Genomic DNA, 17,739 nt, shown 5'->3' with positions numbered 1-17,739 from the left:
ATCATAGGGGCGCGATGCCGCCGGCGTTTAGAGGAATCGCTCTGTCAGGAAGCCGCCGCCGCCCCAGAACGCTCCCTACAATGCGCAGAAAACACACGTAGACAAGTGTGCACGAGACAGGGTCCGCCAGCAACGCGGCCCATCTGGAGGAGCGCATGCAATACGACTACATCATCGTCGGTGCGGGCTCGGGCGGCTGCACGCTCGCGAGCCGTCTCGCGGATAGCTGTCCCGACGCGACCATCGCGCTGATCGAAGCCGGTCCGCATACCGGGCGCAATCTGCTGGTGAACATGCCGGTCGGCGTCGCGGCCGTGGTGCCGAACCGGCTGAAGACCAACTACGGCTACCTGACCACACCGCAGCCGGGGCTCGCCGGCCGCCGGGGCTATCAGCCGCGCGGCCGCGGTTTCGGCGGATCGAGCGCAATCAACGCGATGATCTATACGCGCGGCCATCCGCTCGATTACGACGAGTGGGCGCGGCTCGGCTGCGACGGCTGGTCGTGGGCCGAGGTGCTGCCGTATTTCCGCCGCGCCGAAGACAACCAGCGCGGCGCCGATGCGTGGCATGGCGAGGGCGGTCCGCTGACGGTGTCCGATCTGCGCTTCAAGAATCCGTTTTCAAAGCGCTTCGTGCAGGCCGCGCTCGAAGCGGGCTACGAGTCGAACGACGACTTCAATGGCGCGGACCAGCAAGGCATCGGTTTTTATCAGGTCACGCAGCGCGACGGACGCCGTTGCAGCGTCGCGCGCGCGTACATCTACGACCGGCCGCGCGCGAACCTGCACACGATCGCCGACGCGACCGTGCTGCGGGTCGTGTTCGACGGCAAGCGCGCGAGCGGCGTCGAGATCGTGCGGGGCGGGCGCACCGAAACGCTCGACGCGCGCGCGGAAGTCGTGCTCGCCGCGGGCGCGTTCAACTCGCCGCAACTTCTGATGTGCTCGGGGATCGGGCCGGCCGCGCAGTTGCGCTCGTTCGGTATCGACGTGCTGCACGATGCGCCCGAGGTCGGCCAGAACCTGATCGATCACATCGATTTCACGATCAACAAGCGCGTGAAGTCGATCGAGCCCACCGGTTTCTCGGTGCGCGGCATCGCGCGAATGCTGCCGCAATTCATCACGTTCATGCGACACGGGCGCGGCATGCTGTCGAGCAACGTCGCCGAGGCGGGCGGTTTTCTGAAGAGCCGGCCGACGCTCGAACGGCCCGATCTGCAACTGCATTTCTGTGCCGCGATCGTCGACGATCACAACCGCCATATGCACTGGGGACACGGCTATTCGCTGCACGTGTGCGTGCTGCGTCCGTATAGCCGCGGCACCCTGACGCTCGCGAGCGCCGATGCGCGTGTCGCGCCGCTGATCGATCCGCGCTTTCTGAGCGATGCGCGCGATCTCGATCTGCTCGTCGAAGGCGCGAAGATGGCGCGGCGCATTCTCGACGCGCCATCGCTCGCGCTGCACGGCGGCGAGGAGTTGTACACGCGGCCGCGACAATCGGATGCCGAACTGCGCCAGACGATCGCCGAGCGCGCGGACACGATTTATCACCCGGTCGCGACCTGCCGGATGGGCGGCGACGCCCGCTCGGTCGTCGATCCGCAATTGCGCGTGCGCGGCGTAACGGGATTGAGGATCGTCGATGCGTCGGTGATGCCGACGCTGATCGGCGGCAACACCAATGCACCGACGGTGATGATTGGCGAACGGGCGGCAGAGTTGATCGCGGCGAGCCGGCGACCGGCAGCGGGAATGTCGGCGACGACGGCGCCCCCGAACCCGGGTGACGTGCCGGCGCGGGCGGCTTGATCGATTTGACGAGAAGTTCGAGAAACGCGGGCCGGTAACGTGACCGAACGCAACCGCCGCCACGCGTCACTTGCTCGCGGGTGGCGGAGTTCCGTCCGGCGTCGCGATGCCGTTGAAGCCGATCCCCGGTCCGAGCATGAAATCGGCGCTGACGTGTGTCGGCAGCGTTTCGCGCGCGACGTCGAGCCACGCGCGCGCCGCGTGCGACAGATAGCCGTTGCGGCGCCAGCCGATCGCCATTTCCCACGGAATCTCCGGTTCGACGACCGGGCGGCAGGTGAACTGCGCGGGATCGAGCCGCCGGCAATAGGGCGCGGGCAACAGCGCGATGCCGACGCCGGCCAGCACCAGCGCCGCCATGAAGTCCCAATGCCCGCTGCGTCCGACGATCGTGGGCGCAAACCCCGCCGCGCGGCACGCGTTCAGCACCACATCGTTCAGCGCGAGGCTCTCGCCGTAAAACACGAACGGCTCGTTCGCGAGCTGCGCGAGCGGCACCTCGTTCAATCCGTCCCAGCGCGAGCCGGCGCGCGCGACGAGCCACAGCAAGTGGCGCGACATCGGCAGCACGTCGATGTTGTCGGGGTCGACCGGCTGCAGCACACCGCCGAGTTCCAGTTCGCCGTTGATCAGCGCGGTTTCGATCGCGCGCGAGCCCTGCTCGAACAGCTTCAGCTCGATCTTCGGATAGCGCTGACGGAATGCGGCGATGGCAGGCGTGAACAGCGCACCGCCCATCGGCGGGATGCCGATTGCCAGCTCGCCGCGCCCGAGCGTGTCGAGATCGTTCAGCTCGGCCTGCAGTTGCGCGTGCGCGGCGAGCACATCCTGGCCGCGCTGATAGACGATCCGGCCGGCGTCGGTCAGCACCATCTGGCGGCCGTCGCGCAGCAGCAGCGGCGAGCCGATCTCATCCTCCAGCGACTTGACCATCTTGCTGATGGTCGGCTGGGTGACGAACATCTGCTCGGCAGCGACGGTGAAGCTCTGTTGACGAACCACTTCGACGAAATAGCGCAGCGCACGGAGTTCCATGATCGTGGCCTCCAGAATTCCAGATTGGAATGATTTCGATGATTGTAAGTCATTTTGTTTATGACACGGCGAACCCTATACTCGGTCGCATCCGATGTCAGCCAGGAAATGCCATGTCCACGCCAGTTTTCGCCCGTTCCGCGCCTGCCGCCGATGGCGGCTCGAGTGACGGCGCGGGGGGCTTCGGCCGTTTCGCACGCATCGCCGTGCAAAGCGCCGCGATCGCCGCGCTGTGGATCGGCGCCGATTTCGTCGTGCGCCGGCTGCATCTGCCGGTGCCGGGCGGCGTGGTCGGCCTCGTCGTGCTGCTTGCGCTGCTGTTCTGCGGCGGCATTGCGCCGCGCTGGGTCAAGGCCGGCGCGGACTGGCTGCTGTCCGACATGCTGCTGTTCTTCATTCCGGCGGCGGTCGCCGCCGTCCAATACGGCGGCCTGTTCCGCGCGGACGGCTGGCGCCTCGCGCTGGTCGTGATCGCCGGCACGCTGATGGTGATGGTCGCGGTGGCGTTCGCCGTCGATCAGGCCGCGCGCGTCGAACGGCGTTTCGCGCTGCGCCGCGTGCGGGTTGCGCGTGAGACAAGCGGCCTGTCGCGCGTGCGCCGATGAACCCGCTCTCTGTTGCTGCGCTGTTGGCCGACGACGCCCCGCGCCTGATCGCGGCCGGCTGCCTCGTGCTGACGATCGCGCTGTATTTCGCGTCGAAGGCGCTGTATGCGCGCGTGCGCTCGCCGTGGCTCACGCCGATGCTGACGGTGCCGGCCGCGCTCGTCACGATCGTCGTGCTCGCGCACATTCCGTATGCGCTGTACTTCGAGGACACGCGCTGGCTGATGTGGCTGCTCGGTCCCGCGACGGTCGCGTTCGCGGTGCCGATCTACGAGTACCGCGCACTGTTGAAGCGGCACTGGATCTCGTTGTCGGTCGGCGTGGCGGTGGGCATTCTGGTCGGCGTCGGCGGCTCGCTGATGCTCGCGAAGCTGTTGCATCTGTCGCCGGAATTGCAGCGCAGTCTGATGACGCGCTCGGTGTCGACGCCGTTCGCGCTCGCCGTGTCCGACCGGATTCATGCGCCGAAGGATCTGACCGCGTTGTTCGTCATTGCGACCGGCGTCTGCGGCATGCTGTTCGGCGAAATCGTGCTCGCGTTCGTGCCGCTGCGCACGCGGCTCGCGCGCGGTGCGCTGTTCGGCGCGGCCGCGCACGGCGTCGGCACCGCGAAGGCACGCGAACTCGGCAGCGAAGAAGGCGTGGTGTCCAGCCTGACGATGATGATCGCCGGCGTCGCGATGGTGCTGCTCGCGCCGATGCTGGGGCTGCTGCCGATCTGAAGCGGCGCGCGCCGCGCCATCCCACGCACGCCGATGTGATCTCGATTTGCTACAATCGCCGTTCGTCTTCGAGGAGCGTTGCGACGGGTACCGCGAATCCGCATTCGCCGGCCGCCCGCCAGGCTCGAAGACTTCAATCGGCAGCATGGAACGCGTCTCGCGCACTTCCAACCACTGCCTCGAACCGCGCTCACGTCACATTTCTAGTCAATTTCTTAGAAAGGAGGGCGTGATGAACGCCGCAGTCATCGATTCCCAAAAGCAGGATTACGTTGTTGCCGACATGTCGCTCGCCGCGTGGGGCCGCAAGGAACTCACGATCGCCGAGACAGAAATGCCCGGCCTCATGCAGACGCGTGAAGAGTACAAAGCACAGCAGCCGCTGAAGGGCGCGCGCGTCGCCGGCTCGCTGCACATGACGATCCAGACCGGCGTGCTGATCGAGACGCTGACCGCGCTCGGCGCGGACGTGCGCTGGGCCTCGTGCAACATCTTCTCTACCCAGGACCATGCCGCCGCCGCGATCGCGCAGGCCGGCACGCCGGTGTTCGCATTCAAGGGCGAATCGCTCGACGAATACTGGGAGTTCTCGCACCGCATCTTCGAATGGCCGAACGGCGAGTTCGCCAACATGATCCTCGACGACGGCGGCGACGCGACGCTGCTGCTGATCCTCGGCTCGAAGGCCGAGAAGGACCGCTCGGTGATCGCCAAGCCGACCAACGAGGAAGAAGTCGCGCTGTACAAGTCGATCGCCGCGCATCTCGAGATCGACCCGACGTGGTACTCGAAGCGCCTCGCGGCAATCAAGGGCGTCACCGAAGAAACCACCACCGGCGTGCATCGTCTGTACCAGATGGAAAAGGAAGGCCGCCTGCCGTTCCCGGCCATCAACGTCAACGACTCGGTCACGAAGTCGAAGTTCGACAACCTGTATGGCTGCCGCGAGTCGCTCGTCGACGGCATCAAGCGCGCGACCGACGTGATGATCGCGGGCAAGATCGCGGTCGTGGCCGGTTACGGCGACGTGGGCAAGGGCTGCGCGCAATCGCTGCGCGGTCTGGGCGCGACCGTGTGGGTCACCGAAATCGATCCGATCTGCGCACTGCAGGCGGCGATGGAAGGCTACCGCGTCGTGACGATGGAATACGCGGCGGATAAAGCCGACATCTTCGTGACCGCGACCGGCAACTACCACGTGATCAACCACGATCACATGAAGGCGATGCGTCATAACGCGATCGTCTGCAACATCGGCCACTTCGACTCGGAAATCGACGTCGCGTCGACCCGTCAGTACCAGTGGGAAAACATCAAGCCGCAAGTCGACCACATCATTTTCCCGGACGGCAAGCGCGTGATCCTGCTGGCCGAAGGGCGTCTGGTAAACCTCGGCTGCGCGACCGGCCACCCGTCGTTCGTGATGTCGAACTCGTTCACGAACCAGACGCTCGCGCAGATCGAACTGTTCACGCAAGGCGCGAAGTACGAGAACAAGGTGTACGTGCTGCCGAAGCATCTCGACGAGAAGGTCGCGCGTCTGCATCTGGCGCGCATCGGCGCGAACCTGACCGTGCTGTCCGACGCGCAGGCCGGCTACATCGGCGTCGACAAGAGCGGTCCGTTCAAGCCGAACCACTACCGCTACTAAGCACGCGGCCGCCCGCGGGTTCGATGCGCGCTTCGGCGCGTTCGGCCACGCGGGCGGCGCTAACAGCTTGACGGTCTGATCTCGGGGCGGCGCGCAATGCGCCGCTTTGTTCGCCAGCGCCGCTTTTCATTTGCTGGACATCTTCCCCGCACAGGTGCTTACAAGGAGTTCTACATGACCGTGCTGCTGACCTGGCTCATCAACGCGCTCGCGCTGCTGATCATCACCTACATCGTTCCGTCGATCCATATCCGTAGCTTCGGCACCGCGCTGATCGTCGCGATCGTGCTCGGTCTCATCAATACGGTGCTGCGGCCGGTGCTGATCCTGCTGACGCTGCCCGTCACGATCCTCACGCTCGGACTCTTCATCCTGGTCGTCAATGCGCTGTGCTTCTGGCTGTGCGCGTCGCTGCTGAAGGGCTTCGAGGTGTCGGGCTTCTGGTCGGCGTTCTTCGGCTCGATCCTGTACAGCATCGTGTCGTGGCTGCTGTCCGCGCTCATTTTCGGCAACCGCAGTTTAGGTTGACCTCATCGACTATGAATCCGATCGAACTCTCATTCGAATTCTTCCCGCCGAAAACGCAGGAAGGCATCGACAAACTGCGCGCAACGCGCGCGGAACTCGCGTCGCTCAAACCGAAGTTCGTGTCCGTCACGTTCGGCGCCGGCGGCTCGACCCAGCAAGGCACGCTCGATACCGTCATCGACATGGCGAAGGACGGGCTCGAGGCGGCGCCGCATCTGTCGTGCGTGGGCTCGTCGAAGGACAGCCTGCGCGCAATCCTCAACGAATACCGCGCACACGGCATCCGCCATATCGTCGCGCTGCGCGGCGATCTGCCGTCGGGCATGGGCGCGTTAGGCGAGCTGCGCTATGCGTCGGAGCTCGTCAGCTTCATCCGTGCCGAGTTCGGCGACTGGTTCTGGATCGAGGTGGCGGGCTACCCGGAATACCATCCGCAGTCGCGCTCGCCGAAGCACGATCTCGAGAATTTCGCGCGCAAGGTGAAGGCCGGCGCGAACTCGGCGATCACGCAGTACTTCTTCAACGCGGACGCGTACTTCCGCTTCGTCGACGATGCGCGCCAGCTCGGCGTCGACGTGCCGATCGTGCCCGGCATCATGCCGATCACGAACTTCTCGCAACTGATGCGCTTCTCCGAAATGTGCGGTGCCGAAGTGCCGCGCTGGATCGCGCGCCGGCTCGAGAGCTTCGGCGACGACCGCGAGTCGATCCGCGCGTTCGGCCTCGACGTGGTGACGGACCTGTGTCAACGGCTCGTCGATGCGAAGGTGCCCGGCCTGCACTTCTATACGCTGAACGCCGCCACGTCGACCAAGGCGATCTGCGAAAGGCTCGCCGTATAACCGCTATGCCCGCGCGGCCGCAACGGCCGCGCGGTCCCCGCCTGTCCGGCGTGGTTCTCGAATTTGTCCCAAATAGCGTGGTAAGTCCCTGTTGAAGCTCATTTTTGGGCTGTCTATCATCGAAACGCAGCTAACCCGGCTGCTGTGCGGAGGACGATATGACAGTGACAAGAAAGACTGCGGCACACCGACTGTTCGCGCTTCACCAGTTCTGCCTGCCGGCTCTCGCCGCGCTCGCGGTCGCCACGAGCGGCCTCGCGCCCGCCGTGTCGCAGGCGGCCACGCTGCCCGACAAGACGCTGATTTTCTGCTCCGAAGGCAGCCCGGCGGGCTTCGATACTGCGCAATACACGACCAGCGTCGAGTTCAGCGCCGGTTCGTACACGGTCTATAACCGCCTCGTCGAATTTGCGCATGGCAGCACGGACATCGAGCCGGGACTCGCCGAAAAGTGGGACGTGTCGCCCGACGGCCTCACCTATACGTTCCATCTACGCCGCGGCGTCAAATTCCAGACTACCTCGTATTTCAAGCCGACCCGCGAATTCAACGCGGACGACGTCGTGTTCACCTACGAGCGCATGCTCGATCCCGACAACCCGTTCCGCAAGGCGTATCCGGTCAATTTCCCGTACTTCAACGACCTCGGTCTCGCGAAGAACATCGCGAAGATCGAGAAGGTCGATCCGTACACGGTGCGCTTCACGCTGAAGGAAGTCGACGCGCCGTTCCTGCAGCAGATCGCGATGCCGTTCGCGTCGATCCTGTCGGCTGAATACACGGATCAACTGCTGAAGGCGGGCAAGGCGTCCGATATCAACCAGTACCCGGTCGGCACCGGTCCGTTCATCTTCCGCAGCTATACGAAGGACGACACGATCCGCTTCGACGGCAATCCCGACTATTGGAAGCCGGGCGTCGCGAAAGTCGGCAAGCTGATCTTCGCGATCACCGTGGATCCGGCCGTGCGCCTGCAAAAGCTGAAGCGCGGCGAATGTCAGGTGATGGCGTATCCGCGCCCGGCCGACATCCCCACCGTGAAGGCCGATGCATCGCTCGCGATGCCGAGCGAAGTGGGCTTCAACCTCGGCTATATCGCGTACAACACGACCAAAAAGCCGCTCGACAACGTGCTCGTGCGCCGCGCGCTCGATATGTCGGTCAACAAGAAGGCGATCATCGAAGCGGTCTACCAGGGCGCGGGCCAGGCCGCGACCAACCCGATGCCGCCGACGCAATGGGGCTACGACAAGAAGCTGAAGGACGCGCCGTACGACGTCGACAAAGCGAAAGCGCTGCTGAAGGAGGCGGGCTATCCCGACGGCTTCGATCTGACGCTGTGGGCGATGCCGGTGCAGCGCCCGTATAACCCGAACGCGCGCCTGATGGCCGAAATGCTGCAGTCGGACTGGGCGAAGATCGGCGTCAAGGTGAATATCGCCACGTACGAGTGGGGCGAGTACATCCGCCGCGCGCATGCCGGCGAGCATCAGGCGATGCTGATCGGCTGGACGGGGGACTACGGCGACCCCGACAACTGGCTCGGCGTGTTGCTCGGCTGCGACGCGGTCAACGGCAGCAACTTTTCGAAGTGGTGCTACAAACCTTACGACGACCTGATCAAGCAGGGCCGCAGCACCACCAACATGGCCGATCGCACCAAGGCCTATACGCAGGCTCAGGAGATCTTCAAGGACCAGGTGCCGTTCACGCCGATCGCGCATTCGACCGTCTATCAGCCGATCAGCAAGAACGTGACGGGCTTCAAGATCGATCCGTTCGGACCGACGCAATTCCTGGAAGTTGGAGTGAAATAAGCGGACTCGGCGCGTTTTGCGCCGATTTCGTCTCCGGGCGGCTCAAGCGAGCCGCCCGGCCGACGGCAAAACCGCGCCAAAACGTTTGCACGAAGTGTTTCCTATCGTCAACAGAGGGATTTTGCGCGGCTTGGTGGCCGGCCCAAGCTCAAGTAATATCCCGCTACGCCGGCGCAAGCCGGCCCTGAACCTGGAGGAAACATGAAGCAAAACAAACTGTTGCGCGTCGCGCGCGGGTCCGCGCTCGTCGCCGCCGCAGCGGCATCCCTGCTTGGCGTCACAAGCGCGCAGGCCGCTGGGATCCCGAACAAGACCCTCGTTTACTGCTCCGAAGGCAGTCCCGCGGGTTTCGATCCGGCCCAATACACGACGGGCGTCGACTTCACGGCCAACACGTTCACCGTCTATAACCGCCTCGTCGAGTTCGAGCGCGGCGGCACCAAGGTCGAGCCCGGCCTTGCGGAGAAGTGGGACGTATCGGCCGATGGCAAGACCTACACGTTCCATCTGCGTCACGGCGTGAAGTTCCAGACCACCTCGTTTTTCAAGCCGACGCGCGAATTCAACGCGGACGACGTGGTGTTCTCGTTCCAGCGCATGCTCGACCCGAACCAGCCGTTCCGCAAGGCATATCCGGTGCAGTTCCCGTACTTCACCGACATGGGCCTCGACAAGCTGATCACGAGCGTCGAGAAGGTCGACCCGTACACGGTCAAGTTCACGCTGAAGGAAGTCAACGCACCGTTCATCCAGAATCTGGCGATGGAATACGCGTCGATCCTGTCGGCTGAATATGCGGATCAACTGCTGAAGGCGGGTAAAGCGTCCGACATCAACCAGTTCCCGGTCGGCACCGGTCCGTTCATCTTCCGCAGCTATACGAAGGACGCGACGATCCGCTTCGACGGCAATCCTGACTACTGGAAGCCGGACGCAGTGAAGATCTCGAAGTTGATCTTCTCGATCACGCCGGACGCCGGTGTGCGCGTGCAGAAGATCAAGCGCGACGAATGCCAGGTGATGAGCTATCCGCGCCCGGCCGACATCGCGCCGCTGAAGGCCGAGCCGAACATCGACATGCCGTCGCAGCCGGGCTTCAACCTCGGCTACCTCGCGTACAACGTGACGCACAAGCCGGTCGACAAGCTCGAAGTGCGTCAGGCGCTCGACATGGCGATCAACAAGAAGGCGATCATCGACTCGGTGTACCAGGGCGCGGGCCAACTGGCCACGAACCCGATGCCGCCGACGCAATGGTCGTTCGTCAAGGGCCTGCCGGCCGCTTCGTACGATTCGGCCAAGGCCAAGTATCTGCTCGCGAAGGCAGGCTACCCGAACGGCTTCGACATCACGCTGTGGGCGATGCCGGTGCAGCGCGCATACAACCCGAACGCGCGTCTGATGGCCGAAATGATCCAGGCGGACTGGGCGAAGATCGGCGTGAAAGCGAAGATCGTCACGTACGAGTGGGGTGAGTACATCAAGCGCGCGCACGCGGGCGAAGACGACACGATGCTGATCGGCTGGACCGGCGACAACGGCGATCCTGACAACTGGCTCGGCACGCTGCTCGGCTGCGAGGCGATCAACGGCAACAACTTCTCGAAGTGGTGCTACAAGCCGTTCGACGATCTGATCCAGAAGGGCCGCACGACCTCGGACGTGGCGACCCGCACGAAGGTCTACGGCGACGCGCAGCATATTTTCGCGCAGCAACTGCCGTTCTCGCCGATCGCCCACTCGACCGTCTATCAGCCGGTCAGCAAGAAGGTGGTCGACATGCGCATCGAACCGCTCGGCTACGCGCGCTTCGACGGCGTCAGCGTCAAGTAATTCGTAAAGTTCGCACAGTACGCCGCAATACAGTACGCTTTTCGCACGGTTAGAAAACTGGTCGAAATGGTCCGGCGACCGGGGTCACGAGCCCTCGTCGCCGGTTGTGTTTTTTCATCACCAGTACCATGGGAGCGAACCATGTTCCGCTTCGTTTTGCGCCGCATCGGCATGGTGATACCGACGTTCATCGGCATCACCATCCTCGCGTTCGCGCTGATTCACCTGATCCCGGGCGACCCCATCGAAGTAATGATGGGCGAGCGCGGTGTCGATCCGGCCATGCATAAGGCCGCGATGCACCGCCTCGGGCTCGACGAGCCCTTGCCGATCCAGTACTTCCACTACATCGGCCGCGCGTTGCACGGCGACCTCGGCACTTCGATCATCACCAACACGAGCGTGATGGGCGAATTCCTCGCGCGCTTTCCCGCCACCGTCGAACTGTCGATCTGCGCGATGCTGTTCGCGCTGATCGTCGGCCTGCCGGCGGGCGTGTTCGCGGCGCTGAGGCGCGGCACGGTGGTCGATCACGGCGTGATGGGCACCGCGCTGACCGGCTATTCGATGCCGATCTTCTGGTGGGGCTTGATCCTCATCATGGTGTTCTCGGTCAAGCTCGGTTTGACGCCGGTGTCGGGCCGCATCGCGGTCGAATACGACATTCCGCACGTGACCGGCTTCATGCTGATCGACTCGCTGATGTCCACCGACGAAGGCGCATTCAAATCCGCGCTGAGCCATCTGATCCTGCCCGCGATCGTGCTCGGCACGATTCCGCTCGCGGTCGTCGCACGCATGACGCGTTCGTCGATGCTCGAAGTGCTGCGCGAGGATTACATCCGCACCGCGCGTGCGAAGGGGCTGTCGCCCGGACGCGTGATCGTCGTGCATGCGCTGCGCAATGCGTTGATTCCGGTCGTCACCGTGATCGGCCTGCAGGTCGGCACACTGCTTGCGGGCGCGGTGCTGACCGAAACGCTGTTTTCATGGCCGGGCATCGGCAAGTGGCTGATCGACGCGATCGGCCGGCGCGATTATCCGGTCGTGCAAGGCGGTATCCTGTTGATCGCGACGCTGGTGATCGTCGTGAACCTCGTCGTCGATCTGCTGTACGGCGTGTTGAATCCCCGCATCCGCCATACGAGGTAAATGACAATGGCTGATATCCAAAACACCGTCCCCCAAGCGGTCACCCCGCCGAGCGGCCGCGCCATCGCGGCACGCGAATTCTGGGCGAACTTCTCGCGCAACCGCGGCGCGGTCGGCGCGGGCATCATCGTGCTGGTGCTGGTCTTCATCGCGATCTTCGCGCCGCTGATCGCGCCGCACAGCCCGATCGAGCAGTACCGTGACTCGGTGAAGATCCCGCCCGCCTGGCTCGACGGCGGCAACTGGAAGTTCATTCTCGGCACCGACGAAGCGGGCCGCGACATCCTCTCGCGTCTGATGTACGGCGCGCGGCTGTCGTTCTGGATCGGCTTCGTGTCGGTCGTGCTCGCGCTGATTCCGGGTATCGTGCTCGGCCTCGTCGCCGCGTTCTTCGAGAAGTGGGCCGACACGCCGATCATGCGCATCATGGACGTGCTGCTCGCGCTGCCGTCGCTGCTGCTCGCGGTCGCCGTCGTCGCGATCATCGGTCCGGGTCTCGTCAACACGATGCTCGCGATCGCGATCGTCGCGCTGCCGGGCTACGTGCGTCTGACGCGCGCGTCCGCGCAGGGCGAGTTGCAGAAGGAGTACGTGACCGCTTCGCGCGTCGCGGGTGCGAGCACGTTGCGACTGATGTTCTCGCAGGTGCTGCCGAACTGCACCGCGCCGCTGATCGTGCAGGCAACCCTGGGCTTTTCGTCGGCGATTCTCGATGCCGCCGCGCTCGGCTTCCTCGGCCTCGGCGTGCAGCCGCCGTCGGCGGAGTGGGGCGCGATGCTCGCGTCGGCGCGCGACTACATCGACAGCGCATGGTGGATCGTCACGATGCCTGGTCTGTCCATCCTGATCTCGGTGCTTGCGATCAACCTGCTCGGCGACGGGCTGCGTGACGCGCTCGACCCCAAACTGAAACGGATGGCCTGATCATGAGCACTCTACTGACCATCCGCAATCTCGCGGTCAACTTCGGCGGCCTGCCCGCGGTCGACCGCATCAATCTCGACGTCGCGCCGGGTGAAGTAGTCGGCGTGGTGGGCGAATCGGGCTCGGGCAAGAGCGTGACGATGATGGCGCTGATGGGCCTGATCGACGCGCCCGGCAAAGTCACCGCCGACGAAATCACCTTCGACGGCAAGAACCTGCTGAAGGCCTCCGCGAAGCAGCGCCGCAAGATCATCGGCAAGGACATCGCGATGGTGTTCCAGGACGCGCTGACGAGCCTGAACCCGAGCTACACGGTCGGCTATCAGATCAAGGAAGTGCTGAAGCTGCACGAAGGGCTGCGCGGCGCGGCGCTGGACAAGCGCGCGCTCGAACTGCTCGACCAGGTCAGCATCCCGGACGCGAAGAATCGCATTGGCTCGTTCCCGCATCAGATGTCGGGCGGCATGAACCAGCGCGTGATGATCGCGATGGCGATCGCCTGCAACCCGAAGCTGCTGATCGCCGACGAGCCGACCACCGCGCTCGACGTGACGATCCAGGCGCAGATCATGGAACTGCTGATGCGCCTGCAGAAGGAACGCGGCATGGCGCTCGTGCTGATTTCGCACGATCTGGCCGTGGTCTCCGAAGTCGCGCAGCGCGTCGCCGTGATGTACGCGGGCGAGGTGATCGAGACGAACAAGGTGCCGGACATTTTCGCCGCGCCTCATCATCCGTACACGGAAGCGCTGCTGGCCGCGATTCCCGAGCACAACGTGGGCGCGGTGCGGCTTGCGGCGCTGCCGGGCATGGTGCCGGGCCGCGACGACCGGCCGAGGGGTTGTCTGTTCGCACCGCGCTGCAAGTACGTGGTCGACGACTGCATGAAGGCGCGCCCGGCGCTTGCGCAGGTGCCCGCTCACGCGGAGCTCACGCGGGTGCGCTGCATCAAGCCGCTGAACCTCGAGAAGGACGCCAACGTTCACACCCAGGGAGGCGCCCGATGAGCACCGTATCCGAAACCCGTCGCCAGTCGGATCGTACTGGCGATCACGTGCTAGTCGCCGATCAGCTCGCACGCTACTACGACGTCAAGCGCGGCATGTTCGCGCACGGCACGGTGAAGGCGCTGAACGGCGTGTCGTTCGCGCTCGAACGCGGCAAGACGCTGGCGGTAGTCGGCGAGTCCGGCTGCGGCAAGTCGACGCTCGCGCGTCAGCTGACGATGATCGAAAAGCCGAGCGCGGGCCGCCTGCTGATCGACGGCGAAGACGTGGCCGGCGCGAATCACGAGAAGATCGCGGCGCTCAGGCGGCGCGTGCAGATGGTGTTCCAGAACCCGTTTGCGTCGCTCAATCCGCGCAAGACCGTCGAGCAGACGCTCGGCGAACCGCTCGCGATCAACACGCAGATGAGCGCGACCGAGCGCGCCGAGCGCATCGCGCAGATGATGCGCACGGTCGGCCTGCGGCCCGAGCACGCGAAGCGCTATCCGCACATGTTCTCCGGCGGCCAGCGTCAGCGGGTCGCGATCGCGCGGGCGATGATCCTCGATCCGCAGATCGTGGTCGCCGACGAACCGGTCTCGGCGCTCGACGTGTCGATCCAGGCGCAGATCCTGAACCTGTTCATGGATCTGCAGGAAGAGTTCAAGACGAGCTACGTGTTCATCTCGCACAACCTGTCGGTGGTCGAGCATATCGCCGACGACGTGATGGTCATGTACTTCGGCGGCGTCGCCGAACTCGGCGACAAGAAGCGCATCTTCTCGAAGCCGCGCCATCCGTACACGCGCGCGTTGATGTCGGCGACCCCGTCGATCTTCGAGGCGGACCGCACGATCAAGATCAAGCTGCAAGGCGAAATGCCGTCGCCGCTGAATCCGCCGTCGGGCTGCACGTTCCATCAGCGCTGCCCGTACGTGATCGACCGCTGCCGCAGCGAGGAGCCGAAGCTGCGTGAAGTGGACGGCCGCCTCGTCTCGTGTCACCGGGCCGAAGAGGTGGGGGACATGGATGCCTGATGGGGTGGCGGCGCGTCGTCTTGCGCGCCGCTTGTGTGAGGGCGGCTGGATAGCCGCCTTCGCGCGGCGCCGCGGGGCGCGTGCGCTGGAAGGCGCCGCGCCCTGCGGCGCATTTGCTGGCAGGTTCGTCGGCAAGTTTTCTCGCACGTTCTTCCGTGCCAATGTTCATGCGCTCGCGCGCGCCTTTTGCTCCGTATTTCTTCCGTCGTTTCTGTCCGGTTTTTTTCGTCTGGCCTGCGCGCTGTCGGTTGGCGCGGCCGTGCCCGGCATCGCTCACGCGGCCGGCGCGGCGGCCAATACACCAGCCCCGGCGGCTCAGGGAGCCGGCCCGGTGGTCGCGGTGCCCAGCACGCCGCCGGCTTCCGTTGCGCCGCCCCCGGTGCCCGGCACCACCGCGAGCGGACCGGTGCGCCAGCAACCGGCGCGCATGCCGTTTTATGTCGCGACGCGCGGCAACACCACGATCTACGTGCTCGGCACGCTGCACGTCGGCGATCCGGTCGACTATCCGGCGGGGCAGCCGTTTCGCGCGCCGATCCTCGCGGCGCTCGCCGCGTCGCCGACGCTCGCGCTCGAACTGTCGCCCGATGAACTGCTGGTGTCGCAGGACGACGTGTCGAAGTACGGCGTGTGCAAGCGCGACTGCCTGCCGGGTTTGCTGCCGGAGCCGCTGTGGCACAAGCTCGCGCTGCGGCTGCGCGGCAACCCGGCCGCGCTCGAGGCGATCAAGAAGATGCGGCCGTGGCTCGCGTCGCTGGTGGTCGAGACCTACGACTCGCTGTCCGCCGGTCTGCAAACCGAGTACGGCACCGAAGCGCAATTGCAGAACGTGTATCTGAAGACGCGCGGCAAGATCGTCGGACTCGAAACGCTCGCGCAGCAGATGCGCGCGTTCACCGGACTGTCGGCCGCGCAGCAGCGTGAGATGCTCGCGCAGGATCTGGTGCAGACGCCCGCGCAGAACGTCGAGGACGTGCGCACGCTGCATCGGCTGTGGCAGGTCGGCGATGCCGATGCGATCGCCGCGTGGCAGGCCGCCAAATCGGAGAAGCTCGCGCGCGACCCGCGCGTCTCCGATTCGATCGACAACCGGATCGTCTACGAGCGCAATCGCCGCTTCGTCGCGCGGATGCTGCAGTACGCCGCGCCGAACAAGCCGGTGTTCGTCGCGATCGGCGCGCTGCATCTGGGTGGGCCGAAGGGCGTGCTGCAGCTGTTGCGGCAGCACGGCTTCGTCGTCGAGGCGGGGTGAATCGGATCGAGGCTCGAGCCGTAACGTCGGGATCGATCAGAAGGTTTGCCAGTCGGCGTCGGGGGTCGTCGCGAGTGCCGGTTCGAGCTTCGCGGCCGGCGTCCTGGCGGGGGCTTTCTTTTCAGCTGACGGCAGCGGTGCGGATTTCGGCTGCGCGTTGCCGTGCGCCGAGGGCAGCCCGGCGCGCGTCGCGGACGACGCGGGCGCATGCTTCTTCGGCGTCTGCGGCGCGACGCCGCGCACCGTCGACGGCTCGCCGTTACCGACCTTGAACGCCGACACCACGCCTGCCAGCTTCGCCGCCTGTTCTTCGAGCGACTGCGCCGCGGCGGCCGCCTGCTCGACGAGCGCAGCGTTCTGCTGCGTGACTTCGTCCATCTGGTTGACGGCCTGGTTGACCTGCTCGATGCCGCGGCTCTGCTCTTCCGACGCAGCCGCGATTTCGCCGACGATGTCCGACACCTGACGGATCACCGTCGTCACCTGGCCCATCGCGGTGCTGACCTCGACCGCCTGCGTCGAGCCATCCTGGATCATCGACACCGACGAGCCGATCAATTCCTTGATCTCCTTGGCGGCCGCCGCCGAGCGCTGCGCGAGGCTGCGTACCTCGCTCGCTACGACCGCGAAGCCGCGGCCTTGCTCGCCGGCGCGCGCGGCTTCGACCGCCGCGTTCAGCGCGAGGATGTTGGTCTGGAAGGCGATGCCCTCGATCACCCCGGTGATCTCCGAGATCTTGCTCGAACTGCCGCTGATCCGGCCGATCGTCGCGGCCATCGCCTGCACCGCGTCGTTGCCGCTCGCGGCCATGCTCGCGGCATTGCTCGCAAGGGTGTTCGCCTGACGTGCATTGTCGGCGTTGTGCTTTACCGTTTCGGTGAGCTGCGTCATGCTCGCCGCGGTCTGTTCGAGCGACGCGGCCTGCTCCTCGGTGCGCGCCGACAGATCGAGATTGCCGGCCGCGATCTCGCGCGTCGCGGTGCTGACCGAATCGGTCGACGCGCGCACGGTCACGATGTTTTGCTCGATCCGGCGCAACAGCGCGTCGAACGCGACCGCGCCGCGGCCGAACTCGTCCATGCGCGGGCTCGCCGCGCGCCGCGACACGTCGAGCGTTTCGGCGATCTCCTCGAATTTCCGACGCTGCCGGATCAGGCCGCCGCACACGATCCGATGCAACTGCAAACCACCGTAGAGCGCGATCGCCGTGACGAGCCAGGCCATGGCGATCAGCGCCGTGAGCCACGTCCGGCTCGCCGCCGCCGCGTCACCGCTCAACTGCGACAGCCCGATGAGGCCCGCGAGGCCGGCAAGGAAGCTCAGCGCGACGCAACTGCCGAATATCAACAGGATGCGGATCCTGATCGTGAGGTGGGCCTTCTGCACTTCGTCTCCTTTTACTGGTTATGCGATGCCTGCGCGCTGAAATATGGGCCTGGTGCAGGTCCAGTCCAGAAGTACGGCAGATCGGGGGCTTTCTGAAGGGGGAGACGAAGGCTTATTGCGGGCTGGAACGGCTCTTCGGCGCTGCCGGGCGC

14 protein-coding genes, 1 pseudogene and 1 riboswitch are annotated in these 17,739 nt (G+C 65.2%); of the genes and pseudogenes, 13 read left to right on the top strand and 2 right to left on the bottom strand.

The genetic code is table 11. From position 1 onward, the window contains the following. Positions 1-155: 155 nt before the first annotated feature. Positions 156-1,817 carry a GMC family oxidoreductase gene (locus EVC45_RS19825; protein ID WP_129959864.1) on the top strand — a complete coding sequence of 554 codons (1,662 nt, stop codon included), beginning with the start codon at positions 156-158 and terminating at the stop codon, positions 1,815-1,817. A gap of 66 nt (positions 1,818-1,883) precedes the next feature. Here EVC45_RS19825 and EVC45_RS19820 read toward each other — a convergent pair whose 3' ends face one another. After that, positions 1,884-2,852, bottom strand: a complete 969-nt coding sequence (locus EVC45_RS19820; protein WP_129959863.1) for a LysR family transcriptional regulator — start codon at positions 2,850-2,852, stop codon at positions 1,884-1,886. Positions 2,853-2,965: 113 nt separating this feature from the next. On the opposite strand from EVC45_RS19820, the gene EVC45_RS19815 reads away from it, so the two are divergent. The 12 genes from EVC45_RS19815 (at position 2,966) to EVC45_RS19760 (ending at position 16,201) form a co-directional block, all read left to right on the top strand. Beyond that, the gene (locus tag EVC45_RS19815; RefSeq protein WP_129959861.1) at positions 2,966-3,457 is read left to right on the top strand and encodes a CidA/LrgA family protein; all 492 of its coding nucleotides are present in this window, start codon (positions 2,966-2,968) and stop codon (positions 3,455-3,457) included. Continuing rightward, on the top strand, positions 3,454-4,179 hold the full coding sequence (locus EVC45_RS19810) for an LrgB family protein (protein WP_129959859.1): 726 nt from the start codon (positions 3,454-3,456) through the stop codon (positions 4,177-4,179). Before EVC45_RS19815 ends, EVC45_RS19810 begins: the two co-directional genes overlap by 4 nt. Before the next feature lie 64 nt (positions 4,180-4,243). After that, positions 4,244-4,378: riboswitch (S-adenosyl-L-homocysteine riboswitch) on the top strand. 33 nt (positions 4,379-4,411) lie between these two features. Continuing rightward, entirely contained in the window at positions 4,412-5,830 is a 1,419-nt protein-coding gene (ahcY, locus tag EVC45_RS19805) for an adenosylhomocysteinase (protein WP_129959858.1), read from the top strand. A 174-nt stretch (positions 5,831-6,004) separates the two neighbouring features. Continuing rightward, on the top strand, positions 6,005-6,358 hold the full coding sequence (locus EVC45_RS19800; RefSeq protein WP_129959856.1) for a phage holin family protein: 354 nt from the start codon (positions 6,005-6,007) through the stop codon (positions 6,356-6,358). Positions 6,359-6,369: 11 nt separating this feature from the next. Then, entirely contained in the window at positions 6,370-7,200 is an 831-nt protein-coding gene (gene metF / locus EVC45_RS19795; protein ID WP_129960011.1) for a methylenetetrahydrofolate reductase [NAD(P)H], read from the top strand. A 158-nt stretch (positions 7,201-7,358) separates the two neighbouring features. Then, entirely contained in the window at positions 7,359-9,017 is a 1,659-nt protein-coding gene (locus EVC45_RS19790) for an ABC transporter substrate-binding protein (RefSeq protein ID WP_129959854.1), read from the top strand. Between the two features lie 201 nt (positions 9,018-9,218). After that, a complete protein-coding gene (locus EVC45_RS19785; protein ID WP_129959852.1) occupies positions 9,219-10,850 on the top strand; it encodes an ABC transporter substrate-binding protein in 1,632 nt (543 codons plus the stop codon). A 141-nt stretch (positions 10,851-10,991) separates the two neighbouring features. Continuing rightward, complete coding sequence (locus EVC45_RS19780; RefSeq protein ID WP_129959850.1) at positions 10,992-12,002, top strand: ABC transporter permease subunit; 1,011 nt, start codon at positions 10,992-10,994, stop codon at positions 12,000-12,002. A 6-nt stretch (positions 12,003-12,008) separates the two neighbouring features. Then, positions 12,009-12,926, top strand: a complete 918-nt coding sequence (locus EVC45_RS19775; RefSeq protein ID WP_129959848.1) for an ABC transporter permease subunit — start codon at positions 12,009-12,011, stop codon at positions 12,924-12,926. 2 nt (positions 12,927-12,928) lie between these two features. Beyond that, entirely contained in the window at positions 12,929-13,933 is a 1,005-nt protein-coding gene (locus EVC45_RS19770; RefSeq protein WP_129959846.1) for an ABC transporter ATP-binding protein, read from the top strand. Continuing rightward, entirely contained in the window at positions 13,930-14,949 is a 1,020-nt protein-coding gene (locus EVC45_RS19765; RefSeq protein WP_129959844.1) for a peptide ABC transporter ATP-binding protein, read from the top strand. The genes EVC45_RS19770 and EVC45_RS19765 overlap by 4 nt, the downstream gene beginning before the upstream one ends. Then, on the top strand, positions 14,942-16,201 hold the full coding sequence (locus EVC45_RS19760) for a TraB/GumN family protein (RefSeq protein ID WP_129959842.1): 1,260 nt from the start codon (positions 14,942-14,944) through the stop codon (positions 16,199-16,201). The genes EVC45_RS19765 and EVC45_RS19760 overlap by 8 nt, the downstream gene beginning before the upstream one ends. Positions 16,202-16,237: 36 nt before the next feature. Here the strand turns inward: EVC45_RS19760 and EVC45_RS19755 are convergent. Further along, positions 16,238-17,173 (bottom strand): annotated as a pseudogene (locus EVC45_RS19755) (methyl-accepting chemotaxis protein); the annotation flags it as partial. Positions 17,174-17,739: the final 566 nt, after the last annotated feature.

Origin of the sequence: Paraburkholderia sp. UYCP14C, from assembly GCF_004197395.1 — a bacterium.
In the GTDB taxonomy this organism is placed as follows: domain Bacteria; phylum Pseudomonadota; class Gammaproteobacteria; order Burkholderiales; family Burkholderiaceae; genus Paraburkholderia.
This window is presented reverse-complemented; position numbering and strand designations above follow the sequence as displayed.